Here is a 14,024-nt window from a genome sequence, read left to right on the forward strand (position 1 = left end):
CTAGGCCACCGCACCGAAGCCGGACTGGCGTACCGGGGTGCGCCTGGTCGCCGAGGCGGGGCGGCGGCGGCCTCGGGAGGTGGCGCTGCGCTTGGGGCGTTCGACCACCGGTGCGGTGATGACGACCGGGATGCCTGACGGGGTCTGGGCGCCGGTGATCCGGCTCAGGGCCTCGTCGCCCGAGCGGACCTGGGTGGTCTGCGGCCGGATTCCGGCGTCCGACATCAGACGGACCATGCCTCGGCGCTGGTTCGGCGTGACCAGGGTGACGACGCTGCCGGACTCGCCGGCACGAGCGGTGCGGCCGCCGCGGTGGAGGTAGTCCTTGTGGTCGGTCGGCGGGTCGACGTTGACGACCAGGTCGAGGTTGTCGACGTGGATGCCGCGCGCCGCGACGTTGGTCGCCACCAGCACGGTGACGTGCCCCGTCTTGAACTGCGCCAGCGTGCGGGTGCGCTGCGGCTGCGACTTGCCGCCGTGCAGCGCGGCGGCCCGCACCCCGCTGTTGAGCAGGTCCTGGGTCAGCCGGTCGACGGCGTGCTTGGTGTCCAGGAACATGATCACGCGACCGTCGCGGGCAGCGATCTCGGTCGTGGCGGCGTGCTTGTCGGCGCCGTGGACGTGCAGGACGTGATGCTCCATCGTCGTGACCGCACCGGCCGACGGGTCGACCGAATGCACGACGGGATCGGTCAGATAGCGGCGCACCAGAAGGTCGACGTTGCGGTCCAAGGTGGCGGAGAACAGCATGCGCTGCCCCTCCGGGCGCACCTGGTCGAGCAGCGCGGTGACCTGGGGCATGAAGCCCATGTCGGCCATCTGGTCGGCCTCGTCCAGCACCGTGATGCCCACGTGGTTCAGCCGGCATTCGCCGCGGTCGATGAGGTCCTTGAGCCGGCCCGGGGTCGCGACGACGACCTCGGCGCCGCCGCGCAGCGCACTGGCCTGCCGGCCGATCGACATGCCGCCTACCACCGTGGCCAGCCGCAGCCGCACGGAGCGGGCGTACGGGGTCAGCGCGTCGGTCACCTGCTGCGCCAGCTCACGCGTGGGTACGAGGATCAGTCCCAGCGGCTGGCGGGGCTCGGCACGCTGTCCGGCGGTGCGGGCGAGCAGAGCGAGACCGAAGGCCAGGGTCTTGCCGGACCCGGTGCGGCCGCGGCCCAGGACGTCACGGCCCGCCAAGGAGTTCGGCAGCGTCGCGCCCTGGATCGGGAACGGTGCGGTCACACCCTGCCTGCCGAGTTCGGCCAGCAGTTGCTCGGGCATGTCGAGATCGGCGAAGCCCTCGACTGCCGGCAGCGCGGGGGTGATCGTTTCGGGGAGCGCGAACTCACCCTGCACCGCGGCGGGCCGGCGGCCGTAACCGCCGGAACGGGCAGGCCCGCCCGAACGGCGCGGCGCCGGCGAGCCGAAGCGGCTGCCGCCCCTTCCGGCGTCGGCACTGCTATTACGGGCGCGGGCGGGGCGGTCGTTCGTGTACGTGCGGTTCATGCGGAACCTTCCTCGATGTGGCACATATCAAGGAATTCCCGCCGCGATGCATGGCATGGAGAATTACAAGTATGGACCGGTGGCAAAAGAAAGCAGAGCCGGCCGGCGGAAACATCCGTGGGCGCGGGCGCTGAAATGGGTGACGCGATGGGGACCTTGCGATCCGGGCGCCGGCTGCGGTGCAGCGCTTCAGGAGGCGTTTGCGTCCTGCGGGAGGAACCGCTTGTGGTGGTACTGCGGATTCCTCCGGGGCGTCCCGCGGGTGAAAGCCGCTGCGGGATACGCGTGCAGCTGGGGCCCGCACCCCGAAGGATGCGGGCCCCAGCTACAGATGGTGCGTGAGCGTCAGGCCGGAACGATGTTCTCGGCCGTCGGGCCCTTCTGGCCCTGCGCGATGTCGAAGTTCACCTTCTGGCCTTCGAGCAGCTCACGGAAGCCCTGCGCGGCGATGTTCGAGTAGTGGGCGAACACGTCGGCGCCGCCACCGTCCTGCTCGATGAAGCCGAAGCCCTTTTCCGCGTTGAACCACTTCACGGTACCAGCAGCCATGTCATATCTCCTTTGGGGCAGTGCATCGGCTTCCGCACCACGCGGACGCCGTGTCGCCGCGATGATTACCCCGCCCGGAAATGACCGGAAATACAAAAGTGCTCCCGCCCGGCAGAAGCCCGGTGGGCGCACTTGAAGTCTTGGGAACCACAACTGCAACTGAGATAGACAGTAGCACGCCGGAGCGGTCCGTGTGCGTTGGATAATTCCACTCTTCTCTCGCGACGAAAACTCCCGCTACACGGCCCCCCAAAATCTGATCCCTCGGGAACAGATATTGATTCACTCGGAGTTTGACGTCTCTGGATGCCCCAGGCGCGGAAGCCGGGTAGAAACGCGGTGGCCGGGAACGGCGCGGGTCAGGCGGTCAGGGCCTGGCCGACGGTGGGATGGCAGCCGATGACCTCGTCCAGGCCGACGATCTCAAGGAGCCTGAGCACCGATTCCTGGGCGCCGGCGATACGCACCCATCCCTGACCGTCACTCGCGGCCTGGTGGACGGCGACGAAGACGTTGATGCCGCTGGAGTCCAAGAAGGTCACGCCGCTGAGGTCCACCACGGTCCGCCGGGGCGCCGCGCCGTCGCAGGACAGGAGGGCCTCGCTGAGCAGGTCCTTGACGGCGTGGTCGATCTCGCCGCGCAGGGTGACCACCCGGATGCCCTCGACGGTGGTGTGGTCGATCGACAGTTGGCCGGGCCGGGCCGCTCCTTGGGTGTCTGTCACCGTTTCCTCGACTGTGCTCGCTGATGGGACTCAAGGCCCCGGCGGCACACCCTCGTCGGCGAGGTACGTGAGGCAAGACGCCCGAGCATCGTACAGACGGAGCCCGCGCAGGCCGGACAACCCGGGAAGGGAAGCGGGCGGTGACCGGCGCCCCGCGTCAACGGGACGGAACGCGGAACTCGAATGCGGGGCGGTCCCACGGCACGGCGGGCGGGTTCGCGAACACGGTCCCGGTCCGGACCGCGCCGACGCGGTGGTAGAAGTCCTGGGCGGGAGGGTGCGACACGACCTTGAGGCGGTCGGTCCCGGCGGCACGGGCCTCGGACAGCATGTGCGCGACGAGCAGCCGTCCGATGCCACGGCCCTGCACGTCGTCCGCGACGAACAGCAGGTCCAGCTCCGGCGGGGCGAGGACGAGCGAGTAGAACCCGAGGACCCGGCCGCCCTGCTCCCCGGCGTCGACGGCCACGAAGACGCGGTGGGCTTCGATGTAGTCGGGACCGACCCGGTAGCCCGCCACCGCGACCGCGTATTTCCCCTGGTAGGCGCCTGAGCCGCGCACGAGCCGCGTGAGCCGTCGGGCATCCCGCGCGACTGCCCTCCGTATCGTGACCGGCCGGCTGACCGGGGACGTGCGTGAACTCATCGGACGAGTATTCCGCACCGGGGAGCGCCGTGGCACGGCGGGTCGGCTCCCACGCCCCGCCGGGGCCCGTCGCGACCCCGGATCCGGCACGCACCGGCCCCGCTGCCGGGTCCGGGGTTCACCCCTCGCCCCACCAGGGCCGCGAGGCCCCCTTTCCTGCCACCATGAAGGGCCGGACCCGGGGGAGGGACAGCATGACGGGCATCTTGCTGAACATAGTGATCGGGCTGGTCACCAGCACGCTCAGCGGTGGAGCGGTGTGGTTGTGGCAGCGTCACGCGAGGCGGCGCTTCCTGCGGCGCAAGGCCCGGTTCTTCGGCATCGTGCCGGGCGATCCGTGCATCGTGGTGATGAACAACAAGTGGGACGCGCCCGGCAGCGCCCAGCACCGAGACGTACAGGCCCTGCTGAAAGCGGCGACGCTGGCGACGGAACTGGGCTGCGAGGTGACGATGCGCTCGAGCGACGAGTTCCGCGGCAGCAACGGCGCGGCGGTCGAGTTCTGCATCGGCAGCCCGGAGAACGGGTCCAACGTCCGTACCGGCGGCCATCTGCGCCACAACCTGCCCGGCGTGACCGTCCACCCCTTCGACGCGCCCGGGCTCTCCATGGCCATCGAGGCCGGGGGCGAGGTGTTCCCGTGGCGGCGCGGTGACCAGGAGCACGCGCTGGTCGCGAAGTTCGTGCCGCCGGGCGCCCGGCGGCCGGTCGTCCTGGTCAGCGGACAGACCTCCATGGCCAATCACGCCGCCGTGCACTATCTGCTGACGTCCTGGCGGGAACTGGCCGCCCGGCTGGCGACCACGGAGCGGTTCTGCCTGGTCGTGCGCGTCGAGTCGATCGGCACGTACGGCTTCCACGGCGGCACCCTGGCCCGTGACGTGTCGGCCGTCGCCTTCCGCGCGCCGGTGCGGTGAAATGACGGCCGGGTCTCACCCGGGTCCGGCGAGCGCCGCGCGTGCCGCGTCGAGCAGTGTGTGCGCCGCCGCGGCCCAACTGCGGGCACCGGCCATGGCGTCGCGCAGTTTCCGGGCCCGCTCCAGCGCGATCCCGGGTTCGGCGAGGGCGGCGGCGATGTGGTGGGCCCACACGGCGTCGTCGTCCTCGCGGCCCGTGACGGGGACGACGACGTGGCGCGCGAGCTCGGGCACGACCTCGGCGAGCAGTGCTCCCAGCCCGCTGTCCGCGCTCACCAGGCAGGGCACGCCCGCCCGTATGTGTTCCGCGCCCACCAGGCCGAACGCCTCGGACCGGGACGGCATCAACGCCAGCCACACCCGTCCCAGGTCGTGGTCCAGCCGCGCCCGGTCGGTGGTGTAGTCGCGGGGCAGCACCCGCAGGTCCGGCTCCGTGGCCCAGTGCGCCGCCTTCTCGGCGAGAGCGGCTGCCCGGCCCTCCGCCGTCCCGCGCAGCATGAGGTCGACCCGGCCGAGGTCCGGCCGCAGCCCGACGGCCCGGTTCGTCGCCCGCACGGCGAGGCCGACCCCCTTGGCGTCCTCGTCCTCCAGCCGGCCCATCAGCGTGACCAGCGGCACGCCCCGGAGGTTCTCGGGCGGAGGCGTCCGGGAGAGGTCGAATCCGGGGTCCAGCCGCAGGGGCGGCGGTGCCCCGCGCGGGAGGTCGCGCTGGAGCATCCGGTGCAGGACCGGTCCGACACCGACCGCGCGGGTGGCTCCGGCCCCCAGTTGCCACTGCTCCCAGGAGCGTTCCTCGGCCCGCCGGGCGGGGTCCTCCTCGCGGCCCGGCTTGCGCCATTCGAGGAGGTCGGGCTCGGTGTGCACGACGTGGAACAGGCACGCTCGCCGGAAGAAGCCGGCGACCATCCCGCGCGCGTGCGTCCCGGTCACATGGCCGTGCCCGATGACGAGGTCCGGCTCCGCCCCGTCGGGCAGGGCCGGCGGCAGCAGGAGGGTCTGCCCGCTGCGGAGCGGGGCCCGCGGAGCCTCGATCAGTGCGACGTCCGCCCGAGCGGCGTCGAGCCGTTCCCCCTCCGAGACGGAGCCGGTGATCAGGCAGTACACCGTGACGCCGGCCGATCGTGCCAGCGCCGCGCAGAGTTCCCGGTTGATCGTGCTGATCCCGCCCCGCCCGGAGAACCATTCGTCGGCGATCGCCAGGACGCGCAACGGCCGGCGCCCGGACGCGGGCGGCGCCACACCCGCCGCGCCGCCGGACGCCGCCGGCGACCAGGCCGTCCCGTCCCATGCGACACGGTCCGCGGCGGACGGTTCCCGCGCGTTCCGCGCGAGTTCCGCGAAGGCGTGGTCCGGCACGGTGCCGTCGACGGACACCGAACGCCCCTCTGCCGTCACCAGCTGCGCGCTGCCGCTCCCCGCGGCGGCCGCGTCCGTGTCGCGCAGCCAGTCCCGGAACACCCGCCCGGTCTCGGCGAAGCCCACGCCGTCGAGATGGCCCGCCGTGTCCAGCAGGACGGCCCTGACCAGCTTGCGGGCCTCGTCGAGCAGGGCGCGGTGGTCGACGTCGGCGGGGCTGATCCGCACGGTGGCACCGGTCAGGCGCAGCCGCGCGACCAGGTCCTCGCGCTCCCCGGCCGCTACGGTGGGGCCGAACCGCACTACCACAGAGGCTGATTGACGGGACGTCATGGGATGATGATGGCACGCTCCTCCCCGCCGCACTGGACGGACCGGATAGCGGAACCGGGCGTCGCCCTCTCCTTCCCGCCGGCCACGGCCTCCCACCCGGAGCGGGACATCCGGCTCGTCGAGGACCGGGACCGCGCCGACGCCGCCGCGCTGTTCGACGCGTCCGACTGGGCCGCCCTCGGCGACCGCTACGACCTGATCGCCGAGCGGGCCTGGAAGGCGGGCTGCCGTGCCGAGACGCTGCGGCTGCTCCTCGCGGCCCGTACCGCGGCGCGGCTCGCCGGTGACACCGGCGCCGTGCTGGAGCGGACGAGGTTCCTCGCCGAGCGGCACCGCCTGTCCACGTCCTTCCTCGCCGCGCAGTCCTGGAACCGCGCACAGCTGCGCACGCCACTGACGTCCGGGAGCGCCGTGTACCACGTCACCGCGTGGCGCGCCCTGGCGGAGCTGTGCGAGCCGTCCGGCGCCTACGACTCGGCCGTCGTCCTCAGCGACCGGGCGCTGGCCGTCGCCGACGACTTCGCCGGGGCACCCGGGGTGGCCCGGGCGAGGGCGCAGGCGCTGCTGCAACGGGGCAACACCGAACGGCTGCGGGGGGACATCGAGGCCGCCTACGCGTTCCTGCGCGACGCGCGCGCACAGGCCGGGGAGCTGCCCGCGGAGGACGCCTCACCGCACCTCAGGGGGCTGATCGCGCGGGTGCACGCCCGCACGGACATCATCGTCGGGCACTACGACTCCGCCCTCGCCATGTACCTGGAGGCCGAGGAGTGCTTCCGGGAGAGCGGGTCGAGTGTCAACGTGCGGGTCGTGCGGCTGGCGCGGGTCGCGGCGCTGCGTACCCTGCGGCGCTTCCCCGAGGCCCTGCTGCTCTGCCGCGAGCTGCTCCGGGAGTGCGCGGAGCCGGGGCGCGAGCGGATGCGCGGCCAGGTCCTGCTGGAACAGGCCGAGGTCTCGGAGGCGATGGGCGACGGCGCGGGGGCGGACGAGGCCCTGGAACAGGCGCGCCGGCACCACGACGGCGCGCGCACCCTGGAGGCGGCACGCTGGCACCGCCACATGGGACGCCGGCTCATCATGTCCGACGGCGACATGGGACGTGCCGCCGCCCATCTGACCGCCTCGCTCGGCATCGCCGTCCGCGACGACGGCCCCGACCTCACCCGCACCTGGCTCACCCTGCACGACCTGCTGCGTCTGCGGGGCGACGCCGCACTCGGCGAAGACCTCGCCCTGCTGGTGAGCCGGACCGCCCTGGCGGGCGCCGACCTCCAGCGCGACCGGCTGACGCTGCCCGAGAACCGCTGGGCGCTGCAAGAACAACGGGAGGAGGTCTACGCCGGAGCCCTCATGGTGCACGGGACCGCGCGGCGTCACGAGGACGTGGCCCGGATCATCGAACTCGGCCGCTCCGACGTACTCGACCACGTGCTGGAGAACCCGCCCGCGGACGCGCACCAGCCCCTGGCCACGCTGCCGATGACGCTCCCCGGTGGCGATCCCGGCCGCGCCGGGGAGGTGTTCCGCACCGCGCGGGCGGTGCGCGCCGCCCTCGCCGGCGCCGGCGAGGAAGGGCCGCCCTTGGGCCCCGGGGCCCCGGCCCTGCCCGGCCGGCTGCCGTCCGGGGCCGGGACGGATGCGCTGGCCGAGGCGGTGGTCCTCGTGCACGTGGGCAAGGGCGCCGACGGCTGGTGGTCCTCGGTGGCCTCGCGCGTACGGCACGGCGCCTGGCACTCCAGCCGGCAGTCCGCGCCCGCCGCACTGGACGGCCTGCTGGACACGCTCGCCGCGGGGGAACCGCTGCCCGAGTACGGCGTCAGTGATCACACCTGGGAGCTGCTCGGGCGGTTCCTGCTCCCCCACGACACCGCGTGGAGCGGAACCGCCGACCGTCCGCTCGCCCTCCTGCTGAGCCCCGACCTCCGGCTGTGGCAGCTTCCCTACGGCGCGCTCCGCCGGGACGGCGTCTGCCTGCTCGACGTCGCGGAGGTGACCCTCACCCCCAGTCTGCGAACCCACGGCCTGCTGGGGCGCGCGGGCGGCGGCACCGGCGGGGCCCCCGGGGCGGACGCGGCGCCCGCCGTCAGCGTGCTGGATCCGCGGCTGAGCGGTCATGCCGAGGAGGCCGCGGCACTCGCCGGCTGGCCCGGGTCCCATGTGGAACTGGCGGCGCTCGATCCCGCCGAGGACCTCACCTCCGCCGCGTTGCTCTACCTCAGCGGTCTGGGCGAGGCCGCCGGGGAGACCCGGCTCGGCCCGCTGCGGATCACCCTCGGTCTGCTCGCCTCCCTCCGGCTGCCCAGACTGCTGGTCCTCAACGGCTGCTGGACCGGGACGGCGGCCAGCCGTTACGGCCGTGACCCGCTGAGCCTGGCCGTGGGCGGGCTGCTCGGCCGGGCACAGGCCGTCGTGGCGGGTGTCGGCCACATCAACAGCTGGTCCTCCGCGCAGGTGGGCGCGGGGCTTCTCGCCTCGGTCGCCCGGGGCGGGACTCCCGGCGCCGCTCTGCGGCAGGCGCAGCGGGAACTGCGCGACGCCTATCCCGAGCTGGGACCCTACGACTGGGCGGGCATGTGCCTGATCGGACGCGGAGAGGAGCCCCTCTTCCGAGCGGATGGGTACTAACGGAAGTGCGCGGCCAGTTCGACGCGGGAGCGGACGCCGAGCCGGGTGAAGACGTTCCTGAGGTGGTACTCGACGGTGCGGACGCTGACCATCATCACCTCGGCGATCTCCTGGTTGGTCGCGCCCTGGGCGACCAGCTCGCAGATTCGCGTCTGCTGCGCCGTGAGGTCCGCGCCCGCCGCGGACCCGCGGTCGCCGGGGCGGGCGGCGGTCTGCGGCCGGGCGCCGGTGGCGCGGAGTTCCGCGGTGGCCCGCTGGGCCCAGGAGGCGGCACCGAACTGCTGGAAGATCTGCAGCGCCTCCCGCAGGAGTTCGCGCGCCGGGCGCGGTTTGCGCGCGCGCCGCAGCCGGTGGGCGTGGAACAGCTCGGTCTTGGCCAGCTCCAGCACCGCTCCGTCCCGCTGGTGGAGCCGGGCGGCCTGCCGGAACAGTTCGTCGGCCGCCGCGTCATCGGACTCCAGCAGCGCGTGGCAGCGGTGGGCCAGGGCGAGCCGGGCGGCGCTCGTCCCGCTGGCCGCCCAGGCGTGGTACGAGCGCAGCGCTCCGGCCGCCTTGGCCCGCCGGTCGCAGCGTACGGCGGCCTCCACGAAGTGCGGTGTGGCGAGCTGGCGGATGACCAGGTTGGGCTGGTTGCCCACCGCGGCATGGGTCATGCCGGCGAGCCGGGTCAGCGCGTCGGAGGGCCGGTCGTCCGCGAGATCGGCACAGGCGGACGCCCAGTGGCCGAACGCGGCCGGGCGGCCCAGTCCGCGCGTGGACACCTGCTGGGCGATGGACCGCAGCCTGGCCGCCGCGCCGTCCCCGTCGCCCCGCAGCGCCGACACCAGCGCGAGCACCGCCAAGTGGTCCACGGCGAGGTTGCGCTGTCCCGTCCGGCGGGCCAGCCGCAGCCCGTCCAGGGCCGCTTCCTCGGTGGCCGCGCAGCGGTCCGTCAGGAGCGCGGCCAGGGCCTGGTAGACGAGCGCGGCGGGCACCAGGGAGAGGGCGCCCTCGCGGCGGGCCAGGCCGGCCGCGGCCACGGCGAAGGTGTGGGCGCGGGCGGCGTCGCCCAGGGTGTAGGCGGCCTGCCCGGCCCACAGCGCGCAGTAGGCGTCCGGGATCCCCTCGGCCAGCCGCATCACCCGCCGCAGCGTCCGGCCCGCCTCCCGGTGCCGGCCCTCGAAGGTGGCGGTCATCCCCGCGAAGTGGTCGAGGACCAGCCGCGTGGTGGGGGTGCCGTCGCCGTGCCGCAGCGATGCCGCGCGCCGCGCCAGCGCGAAGTAGCCGGCGAAGTCACCGGCGAGGCAGGCGGCTTCCCCGGCGAGCATCAGCGCGCGTGCCGCCGATTCCTCGCTCTCGTCCAGGAACAGGTCGGCTGCCGCGCCGAGTTGCCGGCACGCCTCGGCGGGCGTGCCGTCACGCAGCAGGCGCTCTCCCTCGATCAGGCTGCGCAGCGCACGCGATCCCTCGGGCACGCCGTGCGGCGGCACGCGGCGCAGCAGGTCCCGGGTGCGGGTGTCCTCGCCGGCCAGGAAGGCGTGCCGGGCCGCGAGCGTCAGCCACCGTTCCCGCACCCCCGGCCGTGGCGCGAAGTCGGCCGCGTCCTCCAGCACCGCCCCGGCCGTGTGGTGGACGGCGTCGCCGGCCGCCCGCTCCAGGTCCGCCGCCTCCTGCTCCGCCGGGCCGATGCCGCAGGCCAGCCGGTGCAGCGCTCGGCGCAGCCGGGTTCCCTCGCCGTCGGACACCTCGGCCAGGACCGTGTGGGCCGCGTGCTGTTCGGCGAGCGGGACCTCCGCGCGCAGCACCCGGCGCAGCAGCCGGCCCGGAACCGCCACCGTGCCGTCGCCGGCCGCCGCGATCAGCTCGCCGGCCAGGGCCGTGTCGATCGCGCCCGGGTCCCGTCCGGTCCGGCGGACGGCGGTGCGCAACACGTCCGGTCCGAGGGGGCCGCCGACGAGGACGGTGGCGACCACCGCCCGGGCTCCCGCGGGCAGTCGGCGGTAGCGGCGGCCGTGGTGCGCCCGCCATCTGCTGCCCGGCGGCAGGGTGAGGGGGCCGCCGGGGTGGCCGGCGCAGGCAGCGGCCGCCAGCTCGGTCAGTGCCAGCGGGTTGCCGGCCGCGAGGGCGAGCACCTCGGCCTCGGCCGCCGGGCACAGGCCGGCGGTCCGGTCCGGGGGCACCGCGTCCGCCAGCAGCCGGCGGGCCGCCGTCTCGTCCAGCGGCGGCAGGGCCACCGTGTCGATCCCGTCCAGAGCCGCGCGGGCCGGGTGCCCGGTGACCACGGTCAGCAGGAGACCGGCCGGCAGGTTCCCGGAACGGCGGGCCAGCAGCCCCAGAACGGACAGGGAGACGTGGTCCAGCCACTGCGCGTCGTCCACGCACAGCAGCAGCGGCTTCCCGGCGCAGCGGGCTTCCAGCACCCCGCGCAGCGACGAGGCGACCACGAGAACCGCCTCCGGCGGGCACCGGCCCGCCCTGACGGCGGCCAGGACCTCCGTGTCATGCCCGGACGGTGCCGGCAGGTCCTCGGTCAGCCGCAGCAGCAGACGCTGGCACCACGCCCCCTCCACCCCGGCCTCGCTCTCGACGCCTGCGACGTGGTGCACGGTGCATCCGGTCGCCGCACGCGCGGCGGCGGCGAGGAGCGCGGACCGCCCGCTGCCGGGTCCGCCCGTGACCAGCACGGCGGCGCCGCGCCCGGACCGCAGCCCCTCGACCGCGCCGCACAGCGTCCGTCGCTCCTCGGCACGCCCGTACAGGGGACTGGGTGTGCGGGCGACCGCGTCACTGTCGCTGTCCATGACCGCAGTGTGGGGCGCGGTTCGTTGAAACGGAAGGGACCTGTCACGCACGGGAGTTGCCGTACTCGTGCCGCCCCTCGTGACGGCTCCGTGCCCCGTGCGCGCGTCCCGTGGACGACTGGTGGTTCCACCGGTCCGCGCCCGGCCGGGCCCGCGCACACTCCTTCCCGATCGTCCCCCTCGTCCGGGGACACGGAGAAGGGAGTCACCCGTGCGACGTCTGCACAGCATCCTGCTCGCCGTACTCGCGGCCGTGGCGCTTGCCGCGTTCGGCATGTCGGGGACCGCCGGGGCCGCGGCCGGCGGCCGCACCCCCGTGGTCTTCGTCCACGGCTTCACCGGCAACGCCACCAACTGGGTCACCGCGGAAGCCGTGTTCAGGGCCGACGGCTACTCCAGCGGCGATCTGTTCACCTACGACTACAACTGGTCGCAGTCCAACGCCGTCAGCGCCGCCGGCCTGGCCGCGTACGTACGGGGGGTGCTGGCCACCACCGGCGCCCGGCAGGTCGACATCGTGAACCACTCCATGGGCGGGATAGTGAGCGACTGGTACATCAAGAAACTCGGTGGCCAGCCCTACGTACGTCACCTGGCCTCCATCGCGGGCGCCAACCACGGCACCACCGCGGCCGGCGCCTGTCTGGTGAACCTGTCCTGCGTCGAGATGTTCCCCGGCTCCGCCTTCCTGGCCACGCTCAACGCGGGCGACGAGACCCCGGGGGACACCCAGTACGCCACCTGGTACTCGCCGTGCGACGGCGTCATCCTCCCCTACACCAGCACGCCGCTCGCCGGTGCCGCCAACCACCTGGTCCCGTGCCAGACCCACCTCGGCTTCCTGGCCGACGTACCCACCCTCCAGGCCGTCGAGCGCTTCGTCAGCGGCTGAGCCACCCGTGGCCGCCTCCCGGGTCCGGGACCGCGCAGGGCGGGCCGGGCGCCCCGGGTACGGCGGGCGACTCCTGACACGACGGAACCCCGGCCGGGGATGTTCCCCGGCCGGGGTTCCGTCGTGTCGGGAGCTGCCGTCCTCCGCGCGGAGCGGCCCGGAACGGGGGCCGCTCACGGGGAGGTTCCCGGCGGACGGGTCAGCGCTGCAGGGTGAGCACGCCCGGCCGCCACGGGAGCTGGTCGTAGGGGCCGCTCGCGCTGGGGGACTTGCCCTGGTAGAGGAACTGCAGGTTGCAGGGGTCGATGGTCATGGTCTGGTCGGGGTTGGTGCGGACCAGGTCACCGTGGCTGATGTCGTTGGTCCAGGAGGCACCGCTGTTGGCCTTGCCCGCGAAGGGGCTGCTCTCGCTGGCGGCCTGTGGGGTCCACGAACCGCTCAGGCTGGAGGCCGTGAAGGAGCGGAAGTAGCGCCCGTTGGCCCCCATCGCCTCCACGATCATGAGGTACTGGTTCTGGTCCTTGACCTTGTAGACCTGCACCGCCTCGAACAGGTTGTTCGTCGTGTCGCTCATGACCGTCGTGTACGACGAGCCGAAGTTGCCCGGGAAGTTCCCGATCGGCATGCTCGCGCGGTAGATCTTGCCGTTGTCACCGGCGAAGAACAGGTACATGTTCTGGCCGTCGGCGATCAGGGTCTGGTCGATCGGGCCGGTGCCGGAACCGGAGATGCTGCCGGTGAACAGCGGCTGCGGCGCGGACCAGCCGTTGGGGTTGGTGGGGTCGCTCGACGTGCGGTAGACGAAGGGCCACTGGCCCCACTGGTACGCCAGCACCCAGATGTTCTTGGGCGCGAAGTAGAACAGCGTGGGCGCCACCGCCGCCTGGCTCATCCCGGTCTGTCCCGCCGACGCCATGTCGGACCAGTTCGTGAAGGGCGCGAAGGCCATCGAGCCGTACGACGAGCCGGACACGTTCGACCCGTAGACCAGGTGCTTGCCGTTGTAGACCACGCTGGTGAAGTCCTTCAGCGCGGCCCATCCGTTCGCCGGCTGCGCCAGCACGCCCGTCGACGACCACCGGTACGTGGACGGAAGGGCGCACGTGTCGCCCGTGGGCGGGGTGGTCCCGGACAGGCCGGACCACTTCTGGTTGCTGCCGCCGTTGCACGTCCAGATCTCCACCGCCGTGCCGTTGGCCGTACCGGAACCCGTGACGTCCAGGCAGAGTCCGGACTCCACGCCGACGATCGTGCCGTCGGAGTTCACCCGCCACTGCTGGTTCGCGGCGCCGCTACAGGTCCAGATCTGCACCCGGGTCCCGGCCGTGGTGGCGTGGCCGGGCACGTCGAGGCACTTGTTGCCGTACACGGTGAGCTGGTTGGCGTCCGTCAGCGTCCACTGCTGGTTGGTCCCGCCCGAGCAGTCCCAGATCTGCAGGGCCGTGCCGTCGGCCTGGCTGGAGTTCGCCGCGTCGAGACACCGGCCGGAGCCGGCACCGCGCAAGGCGCCGGCGGTGGCCGCCTGGGCCGGGCCGGCGACGAGCATCGCCGCCAACGCGACCAGGGCCGCGACCGCCGCGGCGAGCACCGTGGACAGGTGTCCGCGACGGAAACTTCGTCTGCGCATGGGGACCTCGTCATCCTGGAGTGAGCGGTCGTGGTGCGGCTGAGACGTTCGTCATCTCGAACATTGGTCGGGGTGACGAG

10 protein-coding genes are annotated in these 14,024 nt (G+C 73.5%); 3 read left to right on the forward strand and 7 right to left on the reverse strand.

Translation table 11 applies throughout. The features are described from left to right. The 4 genes from ACH4OA_RS12325 to ACH4OA_RS12340 all read right to left on the reverse strand — a co-directional run bounded on the left by ACH4OA_RS12325 (position 1) and on the right by ACH4OA_RS12340 (position 3,414). A complete protein-coding gene (locus ACH4OA_RS12325) occupies positions 1 to 1,494 on the reverse strand; it encodes a DEAD/DEAH box helicase (protein WP_397968874.1) in 1,494 nt (497 codons plus the stop codon). Positions 1,495 to 1,839: 345 nt separating this feature from the next. Beyond that, positions 1,840 to 2,043: a cold-shock protein gene (locus ACH4OA_RS12330; RefSeq protein ID WP_003973099.1), complete on the reverse strand. Its 204-nt coding sequence runs from the start codon at positions 2,041 to 2,043 to the stop codon at positions 1,840 to 1,842. Positions 2,044 to 2,402: 359 nt separating this feature from the next. Then, on the reverse strand, positions 2,403 to 2,768 hold the full coding sequence (locus ACH4OA_RS12335) for an STAS domain-containing protein (RefSeq protein ID WP_397949116.1): 366 nt from the start codon (positions 2,766 to 2,768) through the stop codon (positions 2,403 to 2,405). A 157-nt stretch (positions 2,769 to 2,925) separates the two neighbouring features. Next, positions 2,926 to 3,414 (reverse strand): GNAT family N-acetyltransferase, encoded by a 489-nt coding sequence (locus tag ACH4OA_RS12340; protein WP_397938812.1) that lies wholly within the window; start codon positions 3,412 to 3,414, stop codon positions 2,926 to 2,928. A gap of 194 nt (positions 3,415 to 3,608) precedes the next feature. On the opposite strand from ACH4OA_RS12340, the gene ACH4OA_RS12345 reads away from it, so the two are divergent. Next, positions 3,609 to 4,331, forward strand: coding sequence for a hypothetical protein (locus ACH4OA_RS12345; RefSeq protein ID WP_365872211.1), 723 nt, complete (start codon positions 3,609 to 3,611; stop codon positions 4,329 to 4,331). 15 nt (positions 4,332 to 4,346) lie between these two features. Here ACH4OA_RS12345 and ACH4OA_RS12350 read toward each other — a convergent pair whose 3' ends face one another. Further along, on the reverse strand, positions 4,347 to 5,990 hold the full coding sequence (locus tag ACH4OA_RS12350; RefSeq protein ID WP_397968876.1) for a glycosyltransferase: 1,644 nt from the start codon (positions 5,988 to 5,990) through the stop codon (positions 4,347 to 4,349). Between the two features lie 33 nt (positions 5,991 to 6,023). Here ACH4OA_RS12350 and ACH4OA_RS12355 point away from each other — a divergent pair, with 33 nt between their 5' ends. Continuing rightward, positions 6,024 to 8,645, forward strand: coding sequence for a CHAT domain-containing protein (locus ACH4OA_RS12355; RefSeq protein ID WP_397968878.1), 2,622 nt, complete (start codon positions 6,024 to 6,026; stop codon positions 8,643 to 8,645). Here the strand turns inward: ACH4OA_RS12355 and ACH4OA_RS12360 are convergent. After that, positions 8,642 to 11,425 carry an AAA family ATPase gene (locus ACH4OA_RS12360; RefSeq protein ID WP_397968880.1) on the reverse strand — a complete coding sequence of 928 codons (2,784 nt, stop codon included), beginning with the start codon at positions 11,423 to 11,425 and terminating at the stop codon, positions 8,642 to 8,644. The genes ACH4OA_RS12355 and ACH4OA_RS12360 overlap by 4 nt on opposite strands. Before the next feature lie 211 nt (positions 11,426 to 11,636). On the opposite strand from ACH4OA_RS12360, the gene ACH4OA_RS12365 reads away from it, so the two are divergent. Continuing rightward, positions 11,637 to 12,317 (forward strand): alpha/beta fold hydrolase, encoded by a 681-nt coding sequence (locus ACH4OA_RS12365; RefSeq protein ID WP_365872203.1) that lies wholly within the window; start codon positions 11,637 to 11,639, stop codon positions 12,315 to 12,317. 199 nt (positions 12,318 to 12,516) lie between these two features. Here ACH4OA_RS12365 and ACH4OA_RS12370 read toward each other — a convergent pair whose 3' ends face one another. Continuing rightward, the gene (locus ACH4OA_RS12370; RefSeq protein ID WP_397938821.1) at positions 12,517 to 13,944 is read right to left on the reverse strand and encodes a non-reducing end alpha-L-arabinofuranosidase family hydrolase; all 1,428 of its coding nucleotides are present in this window, start codon (positions 13,942 to 13,944) and stop codon (positions 12,517 to 12,519) included. Between the last annotated feature and the right edge of the window lie 80 nt (positions 13,945 to 14,024).

The sequence above is a fragment of the Streptomyces sp. NPDC017095 genome, from assembly GCF_044332325.1.
Lineage (GTDB): Bacteria > Actinomycetota > Actinomycetes > Streptomycetales > Streptomycetaceae > Streptomyces.

What these genes read in the sequence shown, in the direction of transcription:
- ACH4OA_RS12325 (WP_397968874.1), bottom strand. Translation starts at nt 1,494, where the DNA reads ATGAACCGCACGTACACGAACGACCGCCCCGCCCGCGCCCGTAATAGC.
- ACH4OA_RS12330 (WP_003973099.1), bottom strand. Translation starts at nt 2,043, where the DNA reads ATGGCTGCTGGTACCGTGAAGTGGTTCAACGCGGAAAAGGGCTTCGGC.
- ACH4OA_RS12340 (WP_397938812.1), bottom strand. Translation starts at nt 3,414, where the DNA reads ATGAGTTCACGCACGTCCCCGGTCAGCCGGCCGGTCACGATACGGAGG.
- ACH4OA_RS12345 (WP_365872211.1), top strand. Translation starts at nt 3,609, where the DNA reads ATGACGGGCATCTTGCTGAACATAGTGATCGGGCTGGTCACCAGCACG.
- ACH4OA_RS12355 (WP_397968878.1), top strand. Translation starts at nt 6,024, where the DNA reads ATGATGATGGCACGCTCCTCCCCGCCGCACTGGACGGACCGGATAGCG.
- ACH4OA_RS12360 (WP_397968880.1), bottom strand. Translation starts at nt 11,425, where the DNA reads ATGGACAGCGACAGTGACGCGGTCGCCCGCACACCCAGTCCCCTGTAC.
- ACH4OA_RS12370 (WP_397938821.1), bottom strand. Translation starts at nt 13,944, where the DNA reads ATGCGCAGACGAAGTTTCCGTCGCGGACACCTGTCCACGGTGCTCGCC.